The 17,075-nt window shown below is 56.1% G+C and carries 16 protein-coding genes; 7 read left to right on the plus strand and 9 right to left on the minus strand.

The window, feature by feature from the left end; all coding sequences use genetic code 11:
* The first annotated feature begins 30 nt into the window (after positions 1–30).
* A complete protein-coding gene (locus CMQ96_RS04345; RefSeq protein ID WP_024358210.1) occupies positions 31–648 on the plus strand; it encodes a LysE family translocator in 618 nt (205 codons plus the stop codon).
* A 44-nt stretch (positions 649–692) separates the two neighbouring features.
* Here the strand turns inward: CMQ96_RS04345 and CMQ96_RS04350 are convergent, their stop codons facing one another.
* The 7 genes from CMQ96_RS04350 to CMQ96_RS04380 all read right to left on the minus strand — a co-directional run bounded on the left by CMQ96_RS04350 (position 693) and on the right by CMQ96_RS04380 (position 8,287).
* Complete coding sequence (locus tag CMQ96_RS04350; RefSeq protein WP_064410669.1) at positions 693–2,993, minus strand: FdhF/YdeP family oxidoreductase; 2,301 nt, start codon at positions 2,991–2,993, stop codon at positions 693–695.
* Between the two features lie 189 nt (positions 2,994–3,182).
* Positions 3,183–4,100 (minus strand): bestrophin family protein, encoded by a 918-nt coding sequence (locus CMQ96_RS04355; protein WP_049090374.1) that lies wholly within the window; start codon positions 4,098–4,100, stop codon positions 3,183–3,185.
* Between the two features lie 203 nt (positions 4,101–4,303).
* Positions 4,304–5,212: a cation diffusion facilitator family transporter gene (locus CMQ96_RS04360; RefSeq protein ID WP_004138056.1), complete on the minus strand. Its 909-nt coding sequence runs from the start codon at positions 5,210–5,212 to the stop codon at positions 4,304–4,306.
* A 197-nt stretch (positions 5,213–5,409) separates the two neighbouring features.
* On the minus strand, positions 5,410–6,279 hold the full coding sequence (locus CMQ96_RS04365) for an oxygenase MpaB family protein (RefSeq protein ID WP_098066039.1): 870 nt from the start codon (positions 6,277–6,279) through the stop codon (positions 5,410–5,412).
* Positions 6,280–6,394: 115 nt separating this feature from the next.
* Complete coding sequence (locus CMQ96_RS04370; RefSeq protein ID WP_004138064.1) at positions 6,395–6,826, minus strand: OsmC family protein; 432 nt, start codon at positions 6,824–6,826, stop codon at positions 6,395–6,397.
* A 79-nt stretch (positions 6,827–6,905) separates the two neighbouring features.
* Complete coding sequence (locus CMQ96_RS04375) at positions 6,906–7,385, minus strand: GNAT family N-acetyltransferase (protein WP_098066041.1); 480 nt, start codon at positions 7,383–7,385, stop codon at positions 6,906–6,908.
* Positions 7,385–8,287 carry a LysR family transcriptional regulator gene (locus CMQ96_RS04380; protein ID WP_004138067.1) on the minus strand — a complete coding sequence of 301 codons (903 nt, stop codon included), beginning with the start codon at positions 8,285–8,287 and terminating at the stop codon, positions 7,385–7,387. The genes CMQ96_RS04375 and CMQ96_RS04380 overlap by 1 nt, the downstream gene beginning before the upstream one ends.
* 114 nt (positions 8,288–8,401) lie before the next feature.
* Between CMQ96_RS04380 and CMQ96_RS04385 the strand changes: the two genes are divergently transcribed.
* From CMQ96_RS04385 to CMQ96_RS04410, 6 genes are all read left to right on the plus strand, one after another.
* Positions 8,402–9,253, plus strand: coding sequence for a Vmh family MBL fold metallo-hydrolase (locus CMQ96_RS04385; protein ID WP_049103571.1), 852 nt, complete (start codon positions 8,402–8,404; stop codon positions 9,251–9,253).
* Positions 9,254–9,489: 236 nt separating this feature from the next.
* A complete protein-coding gene (gene sra / locus CMQ96_RS04390; protein WP_004101955.1) occupies positions 9,490–9,630 on the plus strand; it encodes a stationary-phase-induced ribosome-associated protein in 141 nt (46 codons plus the stop codon).
* A gap of 184 nt (positions 9,631–9,814) precedes the next feature.
* Entirely contained in the window at positions 9,815–11,512 is a 1,698-nt protein-coding gene (locus tag CMQ96_RS04395) for an NAD-dependent malic enzyme (RefSeq protein ID WP_004138070.1), read from the plus strand.
* A gap of 152 nt (positions 11,513–11,664) precedes the next feature.
* Complete coding sequence (locus tag CMQ96_RS04400; RefSeq protein WP_098066044.1) at positions 11,665–12,360, plus strand: glycosyl transferase; 696 nt, start codon at positions 11,665–11,667, stop codon at positions 12,358–12,360.
* Positions 12,353–13,033: a hypothetical protein gene (locus CMQ96_RS04405; protein WP_098066047.1), complete on the plus strand. Its 681-nt coding sequence runs from the start codon at positions 12,353–12,355 to the stop codon at positions 13,031–13,033. Before CMQ96_RS04400 ends, CMQ96_RS04405 begins: the two co-directional genes overlap by 8 nt.
* 322 nt (positions 13,034–13,355) lie before the next feature.
* Positions 13,356–15,068: an ABC-F family ATP-binding cassette domain-containing protein gene (locus tag CMQ96_RS04410; protein WP_098066049.1), complete on the plus strand. Its 1,713-nt coding sequence runs from the start codon at positions 13,356–13,358 to the stop codon at positions 15,066–15,068.
* A 37-nt stretch (positions 15,069–15,105) separates the two neighbouring features.
* On the opposite strand, the gene CMQ96_RS04415 is transcribed toward CMQ96_RS04410, so the two are convergent.
* Both CMQ96_RS04415 and CMQ96_RS04420 read right to left on the minus strand, forming a co-directional pair.
* Complete coding sequence (locus CMQ96_RS04415; RefSeq protein WP_024358219.1) at positions 15,106–16,062, minus strand: bifunctional helix-turn-helix transcriptional regulator/GNAT family N-acetyltransferase; 957 nt, start codon at positions 16,060–16,062, stop codon at positions 15,106–15,108.
* A gap of 201 nt (positions 16,063–16,263) precedes the next feature.
* Positions 16,264–16,863, minus strand: a complete 600-nt coding sequence (locus CMQ96_RS04420) for an inorganic diphosphatase (RefSeq protein WP_024358220.1) — start codon at positions 16,861–16,863, stop codon at positions 16,264–16,266.
* Positions 16,864–17,075: the final 212 nt, after the last annotated feature.

Genomic DNA, 17,075 nt, shown 5'->3' on the forward strand with positions numbered 1-17,075 from the left:
GCCTCGATTCACAACATCAGGAATAACATCATGGCGCTCATCAGCCCTGAGTTTCTTTTGACTTCGCTTATTGTGGTTATCGCTCCCGGCACCGGGACGCTGTACACCATTGCCACCGGTCTGGCGGCGGGCAGACGAATGAGTTTTGCCGCGGCCTTCGGCTGCACCCTGGGCATTATTCCGCATATGCTGGCGGCGATAACCGGGCTGGCGGCCATCCTCCACAGCACGCCCGGCGCATTCGAACTGGTGAAGTACGCCGGCGTCGCCTGGCTGCTGTACCTCGCCTGGGCCACGCTGACCCAGCGCGGCAGCCTGAGCGTGGAAGGCGTCGTGCAACGCAACCCGCGGCAGGTCATCAGCCACGCCATTCTGATCAATTTGCTTAACCCCAAGCTGCCGCTCTTCTTTCTCGCCTTTCTGCCGCAGTTTATGCAGCGCGGCTCGGCTTCGCCGGTCCGGGAAATGCTGATCCTGAGCGCCATGTTTATGCTGATGACGCTGCTGGTTTTTATGCTCTATGGCGCCTTTGCGGCGGCGATGCGCGGGTACGTGCTGACTCGCCCCAGGGTTTTACAGGGGCTGAGAGTCAGCTTTGCCGCCGGTTTTGTCGGGCTGGGGATTAAGCTGATTCTGGCGCAAAGGTAGCCGTTCGCCCGCGTCGCTATCCGCGCCGTGGGCGAAACGGCGGCTTAGCGCAGCCCCGCCAGCGGGCGGATCTCTTTCGAGCGCAGGGTTAAACGGACGGGCGCCGATTTATACGACGGCGTGCCGCTCTCTTTATCGAGATAATCCAGAGGGACCAGCACGTTCGCTTCGGGGTAGTAGGCAGCAACGGTGCCCGGCGCGATGCTGTAGGCGACCAGCGTGATATCTTCCAGCCGCTGCTGGTGGCCCGGCAGCGCGGAGCTGATATCGACCCGATCGCCATGCTCGAATCCCTGCTCCGCCATGTCCTGCTCGTTCATAAACAGCACGTCGCGACGGCCAAACACCCCGCGGTAGCGATCGTCCATGGCATAAATGGTGGTGTTGTACTGATCGTGGCTGCGCAGCGTCACCAGCCGCATCACATCGTTACCTTCCACCTGTAGGTTTTCGCGCACGCCGTGGAAAACCGAGAACATCGCTTTACCGGTCGGCGTCGGCCAGATACGCTCCGTCGGCGGCAGCGGCATACGAAAACCGCCGGGATGGCGAATACGCTGATTGTACTGGTCAAAACCGGGAACGGTCTGCTCAATCAGATCGCGGATCCGATCGTAGTCGGCGACCAGCCACTGCCAGTCGATTTTGCTCTCCGGCAGCGTCGCCGTTGCCATTGCGGCGACAATCGCCGGTTCCGAGCGCAGCTCAGGCGAGCCGGGCTTCAGCTTGCCTGATGACGCGTGCACCATCGACATCGAATCTTCGACGGTGATCGACTGGCGTCCGGTCTCCTGAATATCGAGTTCGGTTCGCCCAAGGCACGGCAGGATAAAGGTCTCTTTCGCCACCAGAAGATGCGAGCGGTTAAGCTTAGTGCCAATATGGACGCTCAGATCCAGCCCCCGCATCGCCGGAAAAGCCCGTTCGCTATCCGGCATGGCCACCGCGAAGTTACCGCCAAGGCAGATGAGCGCTTTCGATTCACCGTCAATCATCGCCTGCAGCGCTTTTACCGCATCATGGCCGTGCTCCTGCGGCGGCGTAAAACCACACACCCGCTGCAGGTTGGCGAGAAACTGGGCGCTCGGTTTTTCGGTGATGCCGACGGTACGGTTGCCCTGGACGTTGGAGTGGCCGCGCAGCGGGCAGATCCCGGCTCCCGGCTTGCCAATATTCCCGCGCATCAGCAGCAGGTCAGCTATCAGGCGTACGTTGGAAGTGCCCTTGTTATGCTGGGTGATGCCCATGCCGTAAGTGATAATCGTGGCGTGAGATTTAGCGTAAGCCGCCGCCACCCGTTCAAGATCGCCGCGCGTCAGGCCCGACTCGCGTTCGATATCCGGCCACGGCGTCGCGTCGACATCCCGCGCAAAGTCGGCAAAGCCCAGGGTATGCTCATCGATAAAGGTCCGATCCAGCACCTCGCCCTGCTCCTCCTCAAGCCTTAACAGCGCCTTCGCGATCCCCTTAAGCGCCGCCGCGTCGCCGCCCGCTTTGACCTGGAAGTAGGTCGATGCAATGTTGGTTGAGCTGTAGGTCGCCATCTCAATGACGTTCTGCGGATCGGCGAATCGCTCTAGCGCCCGCTCTTTTAACGGGTTGAAGACGATAATCGGCACGCCCCGACGCGCCAGTTCGTGCAGCGTACCCATCATGCGCGGATGGTTGGTGCCGGGATTGTGGCCGATAGAGATAACCAGCTCGGTTTTGTCAAAGTCATCAAGCGAGACGGTCCCTTTACCGATGCCGATCGACTGCGGCAGGCCGACGCTGGTCGACTCGTGGCACATATTGGAGCAGTCAGGAAAGTTGTTGGTACCGTATTCGCGGGCAAACAGCTGGAACAGCCAGGCCACTTCATTAGAGGCGCGCCCGGAGGTGTAGAACTCCACTTCATTGGGCTGCAGGGTGCGAAGAACTTCGCCAATGCGGGTAAACGCCGCTTCCCATGACACCGGACGCAGGGTGTCGCTGGCCTTATCGTAGGCCAGAGGCTGGGTTAAACGCCCGTAGCCTTCCAGCTCGAAATCGCTCCGGGCCAGCAGCGACGTGACGCTGTTCGCCGCCAGAAACTCTGCCGTGACCCGCTTGCTGGTGGCCTCCCAGGTCACCGCTTTGGCGCCGTTTTCGCAGAACTGAAACGTGGATTTATGCTCTTTATCGGGCCAGGCGCAGCCGGGGCAATCAAAGCCATCCGGCTGATTGGTTCGCAGTAGCGTCGCGGGGGCATCGAGCGCATCCATTTGCGTACGAACGGCGATGGCGGTGGCTTTTAAGGCACCCCAGCCTCCCGCCGGGCCATCATACGGATGGACGCCGGGAACGACGCGTCTTTTATTACTCATGTTCACTCCTGATGCGCTTTCGGCGGCGGATAGCAGGTGAAACGCCGCATGATTCTTATCACCCGCTACCAGCCAGCGTAACGGGCATTTTTGTTAACGAAAGCATAACAATCAGGGCCGAGACTGTATAATCAATGTTATCTATCACGCGTTAGATTTAACTTATTTAACGAATAATAAACATACAAATTAGGTCAGATTGTAGTAGCGATCCGGCTCAAGTTGCGCCGGCAAAGGATGCTGCCCGGTCATATCCAGCAGGTTGCGCTCAATGGTGTTGCACATCGCGTTCAGCGGCAAATCATTGGCCGCGGTACCGAACGGATCCTCCAGCTCTTCCGCCAGCGAATCCCATGACAGAAAGGTGTAGGAGATAAAGACCGACACGAACGGCGTCATATAGTGCAGGTCGCCGACCAGGGCAAACGGCAGCAGCGTACAGAACAGGTAAACCGTGCGCTGCAAAATAAGCGTGTAGGCAAAGGGGACCGGCGTGCTGGCGAGGCGCTCGCAGCCGCCCAGCGCATGACCGAGCTCATCTAGCTTATTGTCCATCAGGCTGAAGGTGATATCGCTGAGCTTCCCCTCCGCGCGAAGACGCCCCAGCTCATCCCCCGCCAGCAGCAGAATACGATTGGTGGGCATCGAGCTGGCGAGAATGTCCGCCACGTCTGGCGGCGGCAGCAAACGCGCTAAATCGGCGCTCGGGTCCGTCTTGCGCAGCTGATGCTTCAGGCTCCAGCTAAACGCGACCAGATAGCTCACCAGCCGCTGATGGGATACGCTTTCCATCGGCAGGATATTCTTCAGCTGGCGCACCAGCGTTCTCTGGGCAATCAGTACCGTTCCCCACAGATTGCGCGCTTCAACAAAGCGGTTGTACCCGGCGCTGTTTCGAAAACCGAGAAAAATGGCAATGGCAATCCCCAGCAGGCTAAACGGCGCGACGGTAAGATGGATCCCCAGTTGCTCGTACCATTGATAGCTGATGATGGCGATAATCGACATCAGCAGATTAAGCAGCAGGCGAAAGACGATTTTTGACAGCACCGAGCCGTGCCAGTCAAACAGACGAAGAAACCAGTGTTGTTCTGGCCGGATAATCATTGTATTACTTCCTGAAATTTCGCACGGGCAATAGATATTTTCTATTAGCCGATTGGCTTTTTATATTGTTTAAAAACACGACAATGCGTCAACCTGCTATTAATCAGCGATGAAAGAATAGCCGCTGAATTATGGTCCTTTTTTATTTGCCAGGCAATATTGTCCGCAGAATAATAAAATCCTTTAGGTTTCTGGGGAATAAACTACGTATTCATTGCGGCTATTTCCGCGCGACAAGGGTCGATATGAATCATCATATGCATAACGTTATGGCTATTTAGTACTCGCGAGCGCGCCGTCAGCGCAATATCGTGCCCTTGCGCAACCGATAAATTTCCCGGTACTTCAATGTGCACATCGACCAGAATGAAATCTCCGGCACGGCGGGTTTTGAGGTCATGCAGCGCCGCAACGCCGGGCGTCGCCAGAATGGTGGCGGTTATCTGCTGCTCGGTATCGCGGTCCACTGAGCGATCCATTAAGTCATGCAGGGCGTCAGACGAAAAGGTATAGCCCATGCGGGTGACCAGCGCGCCGACGACCAGCGCGGCAACCGGGTCAAGCCACGCGAAACCGGCCAGATTACCGATGATGCCGACCGCAACGACTACCGAAGACGCGGCGTCTGAGCGGGCGTGCCACGCGTTGGCAATCAGCATTGAAGAGTGGATTTGCTTAGCCGCCCTTAGCATATAACGGAATAAAATCTCTTTGGCGACCAGCGCGGCGAGCGCCACCCACAGCGCGGTAATATGCACATTCTGGATAGACTCCGGATGCCACAGCTTGTCGCAGGCGGACCACAGCATCCCCGCGCCAACCAGTAACAGCAGCGCGCCAATCGCCAGGGAAGCGCCGTTTTCATAGCGCCAGTGCCCGTAGGGGTGATCGTCATCCGAAGGCTGGCGGCTTTTTTTATTCGCCAGCAGCACGACAAAATCGGCGACTAAATCGGAAAGAGAATGGATACCATCGGCAATGAGTCCTTGCGATCCGCAAAACACGCCCGCCAGCACCTGAGCGCTGGATAAAAAAAGGTTGACCACCACGCTGACCAGCGTCGTTTTACGCGCAACCTGAGAACGCCGATTCTCATCAGTCATCCCGCTCATGTTCGCTTCTCCGTAAAAAAATAAATAACGTACGCGCTTCGGCTTAATTTTTCCTGAATAATTCGCCGCCGTTAAGAGAATATTTAATTATTTTTACCATCGCTAAATATATAAATGAGAATAGTTTGTTTTTAAAAAAAATAGCCATGACAATAATAGCCATGGCTATATTCCCGGGTAAAATGCAGCCTGAATAATTAAAATTGATTCATCCGGCGCATGGCGCAGTGATAAGCGCCGTTGCGCACCGACGCGCGCAGTACGCGAGCGACGCCGTGCACCGCTATCCGCGCGCTGTGGCGCTGCGTTGCGCTCAGCGGTAAATTGAGCATCTCCTGCGCCCACGGCGGCAGCAGATCAATTCCGGCGCACATCATCATTCGCCCAACCGGCTGGCTCAGGCGACCGGGCAGGCGGGTCGACAGCAGTACGTCGGCCACTTCCTGCGTTCGCTCATCGCAGCGCAGCACCGGGCACATATCCTGCAGATAGTCGGCAACCTGCCGCGGCGTCACCGGGATATCCCGAGCGCCAAGGCGGCGGGCAATTTCGGCGGCTTCCTGATAATACTGCTCCTGGCGGGCGGGGCTCACCACGGTACGTTTATAGCGCAGATGCGAGGCCATAAAGCTGCTGCATTCGGCGACGTGGACCCAGGTCAGCAAGTGCGGATCGCTGGCCTGATACGGCGTGCCGTCTTTATCCCGGCCGCTGACCCGCAGGTGGATCCCCTGCACTTTTGCGATCAGCCGTTCGGCGTCGGCGGTGGTACCAAAGGTGGTGGCGGAAATAAACTGGCTGGTGCGGCGCAGGCGGCCGAAGATATCCTCACGGAAGTTTGAGTGATCCCAGACCCCCGCCAACGCCAGAGGATGCAGCATCTGTAACAGCAGCGCGCTGACGCCGCCGCAGAGCATGGAGGTAAAATCGCCGTGAACCTGCCAGATCGCCGATTGCGGGCCAAATAGCCCCGGTTCCCCTTTGGGATGCTCAAAATCGATCTCTTTTAGCGCTATCCCGGTTAATCCCAGAACCTGAGCCTCAATGGTTTTACGTATGCCGATCATTACCCTACCTGCTCTTTTCCGTGAGCGGCAAAGATAGCATTAATTCACGCCGGGGGCATTTGCCAACGATGGCTTTCAAGGCAGGAGCGCCCGCCGACGGCGGGCGCCAGTGAGATTAAGGATTAAGCTGGTAGTCGAGGCTTATCTCTGCGTTCAGGACCTGCGACACCGGGCAACCGGCTTTGGCTTTTTGAATGATCCCGTCAAACGCATCGGCTTCGATGCCTGGCAGCACGATTTTGCTCTGCAGCGCGATTTGGGTGATGGCAAAGCCGCCGCCGGATTTATCCAGCGTCACCACCGCCACGGTATCAATGGAGGTGGCGGTGTAGCCCTCTTCGCTCAGCATCAGCGATAGCGCCATGGAGAAACAGGCGGCATGGGCGGCCCCGATCAGCTCTTCCGGGTTGGTCCCCTTCACGCCTTCGAAACGGGTGTTAAAACCATAAGGCTGCTGGTTCAGCGCGCCGCTCTCGGTAGAGACGGTTCCTTTACCGCTTTTCAGATCCCCTTCCCAATGCGCCTGACCTTTCTTATGGATTGCCATAATATCGCTCCTTTTTGACATTAAAGGGTTAAGTATAGAACCCCCTTACGCATTTGGGCGGCGCGCGGCATTTTTCAGATCAATCCGTCGGGATATTTTTACTCATATTAACGCCGGTCACGCGGAAACCCGCGGCGTCGTAGAGATGGCGCGCGCGCGGGTTATCCCCGGCGACGCGCAGCTTAACTTGGCTGATGCCCTGGTTTTTCAGCGCATGCTCAAAAGCCGCCATTGCTTGTTTACCCAACCCTTGCCCCTGCAATGCCGGATAAATATAAAAATCGCAGATAAAGGCGGAGCGCATTTCTTCATCCGGCTTGTACCAGAGATAGCCGACCCGCTTTTCTGCTCCGTCGCTGTCATCGAATAAGCAGCATAAAACCTGGCCGCGGGTATTGACGCCGTCAGGCAGATCCGCGGCGATTTCGCGCTGCGCCTGGGCTAAAGCGGCCGCCGGCGAAAGCGCATAATTGGCCGAGATTTCCGCCGCGTAGTCGGGGATAAAATAGTCGAGATAAGCGGGATACTCTTCATTACGCATGGGGCGAAGCACTATCATCAAAGGTTTCCTTTTATATCGTGAGTTTGCGCCAGTAGCTGCTGAATCTCGCCGAGAAACAGCGGCAGCGCGCTCGGCTGGTAGTCCCTGGAGAGGTAAATCCCATACACGCTTAACGGTTTTGGCCGCCAGGCCGGCAACACCTGTTTCAGCGCCCCGCCGTTAAGCGCCCGCTGCGCCTCCAGCTCCGGCAGCATCGCGATGCCGCAGCCGGCGACCGCCGCCTCCATTAGCAGCGAAGAGATCCCGGCGCTAAGGTTGCCGGAAACCGCCACCGCTACGCTTTCGCCGTCGGGGTCGCTAAACTGCCACGTCTGGCTGGCAAAATGGCTGTAGTGCAGACAGTTGTGGCGGGCGAGATCTTCTGGCGATTGCAGAGGGCCGTTCTGCTGCAGCCAGCGCGGCGAAGCGCAGAGCACCGAACGGCATACGCCAAGGCGGCGGGCGATAGCCCCCGGTTCCGGGTTATCGGTGATCCGTATCGCCACGTCGATACGCTCGCTAATCAGGCTCACCGGGTGATTATTGATATCCAGCTCCAGGCGCAGCTGCGGATAGCGGGCGAGAAAATCGGGTAACAGCGGAGAAATAAGCTGCATGGCGGTGAAGTGCGCGCAGGCGACGCGCAGGGTCCCGCTGGGGATCGCGCGCTCGCTTTGCCCGGCGATCTCATCCGAGAGCTGCGTCAGGGTGCGCGTTTTTTGCAGCACCTTTTCACCGGCGGCCGTTAAGGTCAGTTTGCGGGTGGAACGGTGGACCAGTCGAGTACCGGCCCACTGCTCCATCTGCTCCAGATAGCGGCTGACCATCGGGCGCGACATCCCCAGCGCGCGCGCGGCGGCGCTTAAACTCCCCAGTTCACAAATGCGCATATACACCTGCGCGGCGATTACCCGATCCATAACTGATTTCCATCTGCACGTTTTATGAAACTCAGCATCTCTTTTTTCAGGAATTTTCGCAAATCAGGAAATCCGTAAAATAGCGCTCATTCACCTGACCAAGAGAAAATGAATATGAAATTATCTGCCCTGGCTATCGCGACCGCGCTGTTCAGTACTTCCGTTCTGGCCGCCCCTTTAACGCTGCAAACCTACAACCCGCAGGAAAACGCCATTTTCGCAGTGAACTCCACCCTCGCCTCCGGCCCGCATGAAGCGGTGCTGTTCGATGCCCAGTTCAGCGTTAAAGATGGCGAGAAGCTGGTTGAAATGATTCAGAAAAGCGGTAAAAAACTGACCCGCATCGTGATCACTTCCGGCGATCCGGATTTCTACTTCGGCCTCGAGCCGCTGGTGAAGGCCTTCCCGGACGCCAAAGTGGTGGCGACCGCGGAAGTGGTTAAACATATTAACGCCACCAAGGAGGCCAAACTGGCCTACTGGGGCCCGCAGATGAAGGACGGCGCGCCAAAGCAGGTTTACGTCCCGCAAGCGCTGACGACCAATACCTTCTCCATCGACGGCGAAAAAGTGGAGATCCGCCAGCCGCAAAATTACGCCGCCTATGTGTGGATCCCGGCGAATAAAGCCATTCTTGGCGGCACAGGCGTGGCGTGGGGGATGCACGTCTGGACCGCGGACACCCAGAGCGTCGAAAGCCGCCAGCAGTGGATCAATACGCTCGATGAGATGGCCGCGCTGCATCCGCAGCAGGTGATCCCCGGCCATTACCTGGGTACGCCGCCCGCAGGCGACCGCGCGATTACCTTTACTCGCGACTATCTGACCCAATTCGAGCAGGCGCTCAACGCGCACAAAGATTCCGCCGGCGTGATCAAGGCGATGAAACAGCGCTGGCCGGGACTGGCGGAAGAGAGTTCGCTGGATCTAAGCGCCAGGGTGAATACCGGCGAAATGAAGTGGTAATTCCGGCTATCGCGCGGGTATGTCGGCCGGATGGCGGCTGAGGCCTTATCCGGCCGACAAACCGCGGTCCGCTGAAGAGACTGTTCTTAATCTGCCGCCGCAACGTTGCTAATCCCGGCAAAATGGGCCACGCTGATTATCGCCGCGCTAAAAATGAGCGGCGTACTTAAGGGTTAAATTTCGTCCGACACCCGTCGGGCTTGTCCTTGAAACCGACACAGGATAAAGGAGTAAGAATGAAATCGAACCAACAGGCACGTCATCTTCTCGGTCTGAACTACAAGCTTTCTCAGCAGAAAAAAGTGCTGCTGGAGGGCGATGCGGAAACCACGGTTAACCATGTTCGCGCCACCGGCCGCAAACGCCGCGGTGGCTAACTTTTCAGCTGAATGATGATAAAAACACCGTCCTTTCCACAGGATGGTGTTTTTTTAACGCTATCGTCCTCTTGTTTACTCTCCTTTGATGCCATCTGCCTTATACTCTGCACGCTGCCATTCTCTGCCAGCCCCCCGCCTGTCGCCGCGCCCGGGCTGAAGCGATTATCAAGGAGTTAGTGCGATGCAATTCACCCATAAGAAAAACCGCTCTCTTTACATCCCTTACGCCGGCCCCGTGCTGCTTGAATTTCCGCTGCTCAACAAAGGTAGCGCCTTCAGCATGGAAGAGCGCAGCAGCTTCAACCTGCTGGGTCTGCTGCCGGAAGTGGTCGAAACCATTGAAGAGCAGGCCGAACGCGCGTGGATCCAGTACCAGGGATTTAAAACCGAGATCGACAAACACATTTATCTGCGCAACATCCAGGATACTAACGAAACGCTGTTCTACCGTCTGGTCGGCAACCATCTCGAAGAGATGATGCCGGTTATCTATACCCCGACCGTCGGCGCCGCCTGTGAACGCTTTTCTGAGATCTATCGTCGCGCCCGCGGCGTGTTTATCTCTTATCAGAACCGCAATAACCTCGACGATATTCTGCAAAACGTGCCGAACCACAACGTCAAGGTGATCGTGATGACCGACGGCGAACGTATTCTCGGCCTCGGTGACCAGGGTATCGGCGGGATGGGCATTCCGATCGGTAAACTGTCGCTGTATACCACCTGCGGCGGTATCAGCCCGGCCTACACGCTGCCGGTAGTGCTGGACGTCGGTACCAACAACCAGCAGCTGCTGGACGATCCGCTGTATATGGGCTGGCGTCACCCGCGTATTACCGACGACGAGTACTATCAGTTTGTCGACGACGTTATCCAGGCGATTAAAGCCCGCTGGCCGGACGTGCTGCTGCAGTTCGAAGACTTCGCGCAGAAAAACGCCATGCCCCTGCTCAACCGCTATCGCCACGAGGTATGCTCTTTTAACGATGATATCCAGGGCACCGCTTCGGTCACCGTCGGTACGCTGATCGCCGCCAGCCGCGGCGCGGGCAGCCAGCTGAGCGAGCAGAAAATTGTCTTCCTCGGCGCCGGCTCCGCGGGCTGCGGTATCGCCGAGCAGATCGTCGCCCAGATCCAGCGCGAAGGGTTAAGCGAAGAGGAAGCCCGCAAGCGCGTGTTTATGGTTGACCGTTTCGGCCTGCTGACCGACGCCATGCCGAACCTGCTGCCGTTCCAGAGCAAACTGGTGCAAAAGCGTGAGCATCTGCAAGCGTGGGACACCACGAATGATGTGCTGTCGCTGCTTGACGTGGTACGCAACGTCAAACCGGACATCCTGATCGGCGTTTCCGGCCAGCCGGGTCTGTTCACCGAAGAGATTATCCGCGAGATGCATAAGCACTGCCCGCGGCCAATCGTCATGCCGCTGTCCAACCCGACCTCCCGGGTGGAAGCCACGCCGCAAAATATCCTCAGCTGGACCGACGGCGCGGCGCTGGTTGCTACCGGCAGCCCGTTCGCCCCGGTCACGCTCAAAGGCAAACAGTACGTTATCGCCCAGTGCAATAACTCCTATATCTTCCCGGGAATTGGCCTCGGCGTGATCGCTTCGGGCGCGTCGCGCGTGACCGATGAGATGCTAATGGCCGCCAGCGAAACCCTGGCGAAACACTCGCCGCTGGTGAATAACGGTGAAGGCCCGGTCCTGCCGGAGCTGAAGGATATCCAGACCGTCTCGCGGGCGATTGCCTTCGCGGTCGGTAAGGTGGCGCAGGAACAAGGCGTGGCGGTGAAAACCTCAGCTGAAGCGCTGCTGCAGGCGATTGCCGATAACTTCTGGCAGCCGGAATATCGCAGTTATCGTCGCACTTCAATTTAATTAATAATAACCGGGCCAAGTGTTTGGCCCGGTTATATACACCGCACCAATCACTTCAGCCTCTGTTGTTTTATACCGATGATAAAGATAATATTTATCACCTTATACAGGATACACAATATATCCCCCTGGACAATACAAAGGAATGTTAGGTGATAAAATCAAACCCCGACGAAAAGAAAAAAACGGCCAGAACGATCAGAATAGTTTTGGTTCTATTAAGTGTTACCGCCATCATCACCGGCGTGTGTCTCCTCAGCGGTGATATGTGGAGGGTAACGCCCTATTATGATTCCATAAATGCTAAAGCCGGAGATATCGTTGGCCTGATCATCTATTCACCAAGTAAATTTTTCTTCGCGTTACTGTATGCCTTCATTGTACCGCTGGTATGGTTATTACTTATCCGTACAATCCACAGTCGCATCCTCCAGAGCTCAACATTCCCTTTATTACTATTTATTCTCGCGGTGATATTCATTTTTCTACACCCTGAAATCACACCAGGCCGCGATGCAGGCTATCAATACAGTCGTCACAATATTTATCATACCTCTATATCATGGCGGAAAGAAAAACCAGGCCACTATTTAAATCATCAGTCGAAATATGAAACCTATCTTCAGGCTAAAGATCCTGATGGGTACATGGAAAGGAATAATATTAAAAGCGCATGGTCCTGCGAAACTCAGCGTTATTCAATGTTTTTCACCCTGTCAATCTATGAGAGCTGGTTTCCTGATGGCGACGCCCGCGTGCTGGAGGCTCAATGTCGCAAAATCACAGACATCCATATGCTCTCTGAAGAAACGCTGCTCGTTGCAAAATGGAACATGAAAAATGAATAATAAAAAAGTTATACTCAACCCCATTTTAAGAATATGGCTGGCGATATTTTCCATAATCATTTTCATTAGTGTTCTCAGCGCGTTCAATGGAGAGCGCTGGTATTTTAATAAAACAGTAGATTATTTCAAAGCGGCAACCGGAGACGTGACAACGCATGAGCTATACACTCCAGCAAAAATATTCTTCGCTCTGATATTCTCTTTTGCTCCGCCCTTACTCTGGTTGCTTGTTGTTAACAAACGAAAGTTAATGGCAGTAACGCATGGCGTTATACCATTAGTTTTCTTTTTATTATCTATTCTTTTTTTCTTTCTCAAACCGGAAGTTATTCCCGGTGGGGAAACGACAACTTACCGCTATGGAGCGCATAGTCTTTATTACGAAAAAATTCGCTGGCAAAAAATGTCCGCTGATAATTACATCAGCACTAAATCCGAATACAAGACATTTCTTGAATACAAAGACCCAAGAGGCTATCGCGAGCCGGAGAATATAAAGAATGCTTATGTTTGTGAAACTGAAAGAGAAACGATATTTTTCCCCCTGGTAATCAATAAAACCTGGTTTCCAGATGATTATCCCAACATCATGGACGCGCACTGTACTCAGATTAAAGATATTCGTTCACTATCGGAATACACGCTTTCCAGTGCTCGCTGGTTTCCGATATAGCGCTGGCATCACCAGAACAGGGCTGTGACTGGCTACAGCCCCGCTTGCTTTAAGGCTAGCCAAAACGCTCTTCTCCCTCTACACTGCCAGCACCCATCAACTAACTGAATAGAAAAGGAGGATCCCATGTCGTACTGTGAAATGTTTTTTTCACGTGCATTTGGCGATCGCACCAGCTCAAGCGTTATCGGTATCGTGCTGCGATAACTTCAGCTTGAGCGAAGAAACCAAAGAGTAACTCCCTTCCCTCGGGCTTACCGGGTTATCGTCAGCGATGTTTGACGAGGCATTCACATGCCTGTAACTCTTGAGTAAGTTCCCAATGAGCACATTACTAACTGCACAATCTCTTCATGTTGATACGGCGTTTGGCCCGCTGTTCACAAACCTCTCCTTTACCCTGAAAAAAGGCGACCGTATTGGCCTGATTGGCTACAACGGCTCCGGAAAAAGTACTCTGCTACAGGTGCTGGACGGCACGATCGTGCCCAATTCGGGTAGCGTGGCGCTGGCCAATCACTGTCTGATGGCGCGAGTGGAACAGCATCTACCCGATACGCTGTTAGCGCAGCCTCTGCTGCAGGCGGTGTTGGCGAAACTTCCCGTCCTTGAGCGTGAGAGCCAGCGCTGGCAAGCGGAAAGGCTGCTGGCGGAGATGGGTTTTACGCCAGATGAGGTCCTGCAGCGAGCGTCGACGCTTAGCGGCGGTCAGCACACCCGACTGCTGCTTGCCAGAGCGCTGATCCAGCAACCGGATCTCCTGCTGCTGGATGAGCCGGGAAACCACCTCGACCTGCCGACCCTCCTGTGGCTGGAAAGCTTCTTGCAGACCTGGCAGGGGAGCTTCGTTCTGGTGTCGCATGATAATATCCTATTGGATGCTGTAACTAATGCCAGTTGGATCCTGCGCGACAGAACCCTGCACGCCTTCTCCCTGCCCTGCAGCGCCGCCCGTCAGGCGCTGGAAGCCCAGGACGCCAGCGACGCGCTGCGCCATAAAGCGGAGCAAAAGGAGATCGACCGGGTCGCCGCCAGCGCTAAACGGCTGGCCATCTGGGGCCGGACGTATGATAACGAAGATCTCTCGCGCAAAGCCAAGCAGATGGAAAAGCAGGTTCAGCGCCTGAAGGAGAGCCAAACCGAGCTCACCGATGGAACGCCCTGGCGGCTGGCGCTGCGCGGCGACATGCTGCGGGCTGACCGACTGCTGGAGATGGAACTGCTCCCCGTTCCGCCCGCGCCGGGTCTGCCGGCCCTGTTCACCGCGGGCCTGGCGCGCCTGAAAAGCGGCGATCGGGTGGCGGTGATGGGGCGTAACGGCTGCGGCAAGTCTTCGCTGCTGCGTCTGCTGTGGCGGCAAATGCAGCAGGAAACGACGGATCCCGGTCTGCGTTTGCATCCGCGGCTGAAGCCCGGTTACTACGACCAGACCCTGCATCAGCTGGCGGATGGCGACACCCTTCTCGACGCGCTGGAGCCCTTTGAACCAGCGGCGGAAACGCGCCGGCGGGCGCTGATCTCCGCCGGATTTATCTGGGCGCGTCACGGGCAAAAGGTCGCCACCTTAAGCGGCGGCGAGCGTTCGCGCCTGCTGTTCGTCGGCCTGTCTCTGGCCCGCTATAGCCTGCTGCTGCTGGATGAGCCCACCAACCATTTAGATATGGATGGCAAAACGGCGCTGGCGGCGACGCTGAACGACTACCCCGGCGGCCTGCTGCTGGTCAGCCACGATCGCGAGCTCATCAACCACAGCTGCAATCGCTTCTGGCTTATCGACGAGCGCGGGCTGAGCGAATGGCAAAGCGCCGACGAGGTGTATGACGTTTTACGCGCCGCCGTTCGCCGTCCGCTCATCGAGGAAACAACGGTGAACAGCCGCGAAGCAGAGGACGATCATGATGCGCTGCTGGAGCGGTTAATCACGCTTGAGCAGCTGCTGGCCGACGATCTGGCGCGCAAGCCAAAACATCAAAAACCGCAGCTGCAGGCGCAGTGGCGTAAGGAGATGACGACGATCAATACGAAATTAAGCTAAATGCTGTTCTCCCGGCGCGGCGATTCGCGCCGGGAGATTATTCAGCGCGGGCCTGCTGCCGGCTAAACTGCTGCTCGGTCATCATCCGCCCCCACTGATCCCCCTGCCACTCTTTATGCAGCGTGAAGCCGAAGGATTCATATAGCCTGCGGGCGGCGTTCAGCCCGCTGAAGGTCCACAGCTGCACCGCAGCAAAACCCTGGCTATCGCAAAAAGCCAACGCTTCATTCAGCAGACGGCGGCCAATACCGCTTCCCCGACAGCTATCGTCGAGGATAAACCAGCGCAGATGCGCTTGATTGTTACCGAGATCTTCGCCGTCAATCGCCACCGACCCGACAATCTGCTCGCCCTGCACGGCAAGCCAAACCTGATTGCGCGGTTTATCAAGACGACCGGAAAACTCCGCCAGCCCGCTGGCCACTTTGCTCTCGAAAAAGTGACCAAATCCGTAGTGCTTCGCATAGTACTCGCCGTGCATCTGCGCAATGCGGCCAATCATTCCCGGACGATAGCCGGTAACGATAGCAATCGCCTGTTTCGCGGCGGTCGCCTCAACGTCGCGACATTTTTCCAGCGCCCAGGCCCAGTCGGTGAGGCCCTGAGCAACACCTTGTTTCTGCTCGTCGCTCAGGTGCGCCAGCGCGTTGACCACCCGCATTGCGCCATAGGCGTTAATTTTTGCCACCGTCGCCGCGCCTTTGGCCGTTAACGCAAGCTGCTTAAAACGCCCGTCGCCGGCGGAGGGTATTTCCTGGAGCTCGCCGGCGGTAACCAGGCGGGCGAGCATTCGGCTAACGCTCGATTTTTCGAGCCCCAGAATCTGCACCAGCTGCGCGGCGGTCATCGCCCCGCGCAGCGATATTTCCAGTAAGGTGTGCACGGCGGAAGGTGAATAGTCCGTGGCGGCCAGCGTCGCGCTCATAAAGCCAAGCTCCCGCACCATCAGGCGCGATGCGGTGCGAATTTCATCAATAAGCGGGGATGAGGTCATGGTCAGTCAGCCTGGTCGGCAAATAGTTGCATAATACAACCATCTTCAGGACATACGTGTCAATGCCCTGGGCTTTCCGGTCATCCGCCCGCGTTAGCATCAAATCGGGGGTCATCGGCGATTTCGTAGCGTATTGCCTCGTTCTGCGGACAATAAGACGAAGAAAAAGCGACAGGCACCGGGCGATGCCTGTTTTTACGCTTATTGCGCATTATTTGCTTTCCAGGCCTCCCATGCCGCTTTAATTTCCTGTTTCGCGGCGGCGGCATCATTAAAGCCGTTCAGCTCCACTTTTTTACGCCCTTCCGGCAGCTGTTTGTAAACGCGGAAGAAAGCCTGCAAACGCTCCTGCTCAATTTTCGGCAGATCGCCGATCGTGTTGATCTCATCGTAGGTTGGGTCGATTTTGCTGGCCGGAACGGCAATGATTTTGTCGTCCTTCTCGCCGCCATCAATCATCTTCAGCACGCCAATCGCGCGCAGCTTAATCAGCGTTCCCGGTGCCATCGGCGCACGGGTGTAAAACACCACGTCCAGCGGATCGCCATCCCCTGCCAGGGATTGGGTCAGCGAGCCGTAGTTAGCCGGATAGGCCACCGGCATTGACTGAAAACGATCGGCGATCAGAAAGCCGGTTTTGGCGTCGGTTTCATATTTGATAATCCCGCCAGCGGGAATTTCGGTCACCGCATAAAACTCTTCAGGATTGTTTTTCGGCTGCGGGAAATCCAGCACGTTCTGCGCCTCGGCGGTAGCGGAAAGCAGAAGGCCTGCGGCAAGGAGGGTTTTCACCAGATGCATTGTCGTGTCGCTCTTTCGTTATAAGAATTGAAAAACAGAACGATAGAGGCCGCAAATGAAGCGTGCATGACGTAACGATGACGGTAATGTGACGAGAATTTCATTAATAAATCTGATAAAAAAAACGGCACATAAAACTCACCCCAGCAAGGAACAGCAATTATTCCCTTGATTTTGTGATGATTTAAGCTAAACCTTAACATGCGTAAAAA

Origin of the sequence: Klebsiella sp. MBT K-1 (genome assembly GCF_002556465.1) — a bacterium.
Lineage (GTDB): Bacteria > Pseudomonadota > Gammaproteobacteria > Enterobacterales > Enterobacteriaceae > Klebsiella > Klebsiella grimontii.

What these genes read in the sequence shown, in the direction of transcription:
- CMQ96_RS04355 (WP_049090374.1), bottom strand. Translation starts at nt 4,100, where the DNA reads ATGATTATCCGGCCAGAACAACACTGGTTTCTTCGTCTGTTTGACTGG.
- sra (WP_004101955.1), top strand. Translation starts at nt 9,490, where the DNA reads ATGAAATCGAACCAACAGGCACGTCATCTTCTCGGTCTGAACTACAAG.
- CMQ96_RS04375 (WP_098066041.1), bottom strand. Translation starts at nt 7,385, where the DNA reads ATGATAGTGCTTCGCCCCATGCGTAATGAAGAGTATCCCGCTTATCTC.
- CMQ96_RS04415 (WP_024358219.1), bottom strand. Translation starts at nt 16,062, where the DNA reads ATGACCTCATCCCCGCTTATTGATGAAATTCGCACCGCATCGCGCCTG.
- CMQ96_RS04345 (WP_024358210.1), top strand. Translation starts at nt 31, where the DNA reads ATGGCGCTCATCAGCCCTGAGTTTCTTTTGACTTCGCTTATTGTGGTT.
- CMQ96_RS04405 (WP_098066047.1), top strand. Translation starts at nt 12,353, where the DNA reads ATGAATAATAAAAAAGTTATACTCAACCCCATTTTAAGAATATGGCTG.
- CMQ96_RS04370 (WP_004138064.1), bottom strand. Translation starts at nt 6,826, where the DNA reads ATGGCAATCCATAAGAAAGGTCAGGCGCATTGGGAAGGGGATCTGAAA.
- CMQ96_RS04350 (WP_064410669.1), bottom strand. Translation starts at nt 2,993, where the DNA reads ATGAGTAATAAAAGACGCGTCGTTCCCGGCGTCCATCCGTATGATGGC.
- CMQ96_RS04365 (WP_098066039.1), bottom strand. Translation starts at nt 6,279, where the DNA reads ATGATCGGCATACGTAAAACCATTGAGGCTCAGGTTCTGGGATTAACC.
- CMQ96_RS04385 (WP_049103571.1), top strand. Translation starts at nt 8,402, where the DNA reads ATGAAATTATCTGCCCTGGCTATCGCGACCGCGCTGTTCAGTACTTCC.
- CMQ96_RS04360 (WP_004138056.1), bottom strand. Translation starts at nt 5,212, where the DNA reads ATGAGCGGGATGACTGATGAGAATCGGCGTTCTCAGGTTGCGCGTAAA.
- CMQ96_RS04420 (WP_024358220.1), bottom strand. Translation starts at nt 16,863, where the DNA reads ATGCATCTGGTGAAAACCCTCCTTGCCGCAGGCCTTCTGCTTTCCGCT.
- CMQ96_RS04395 (WP_004138070.1), top strand. Translation starts at nt 9,815, where the DNA reads ATGCAATTCACCCATAAGAAAAACCGCTCTCTTTACATCCCTTACGCC.
- CMQ96_RS04410 (WP_098066049.1), top strand. Translation starts at nt 13,356, where the DNA reads ATGAGCACATTACTAACTGCACAATCTCTTCATGTTGATACGGCGTTT.
- CMQ96_RS04380 (WP_004138067.1), bottom strand. Translation starts at nt 8,287, where the DNA reads ATGGATCGGGTAATCGCCGCGCAGGTGTATATGCGCATTTGTGAACTG.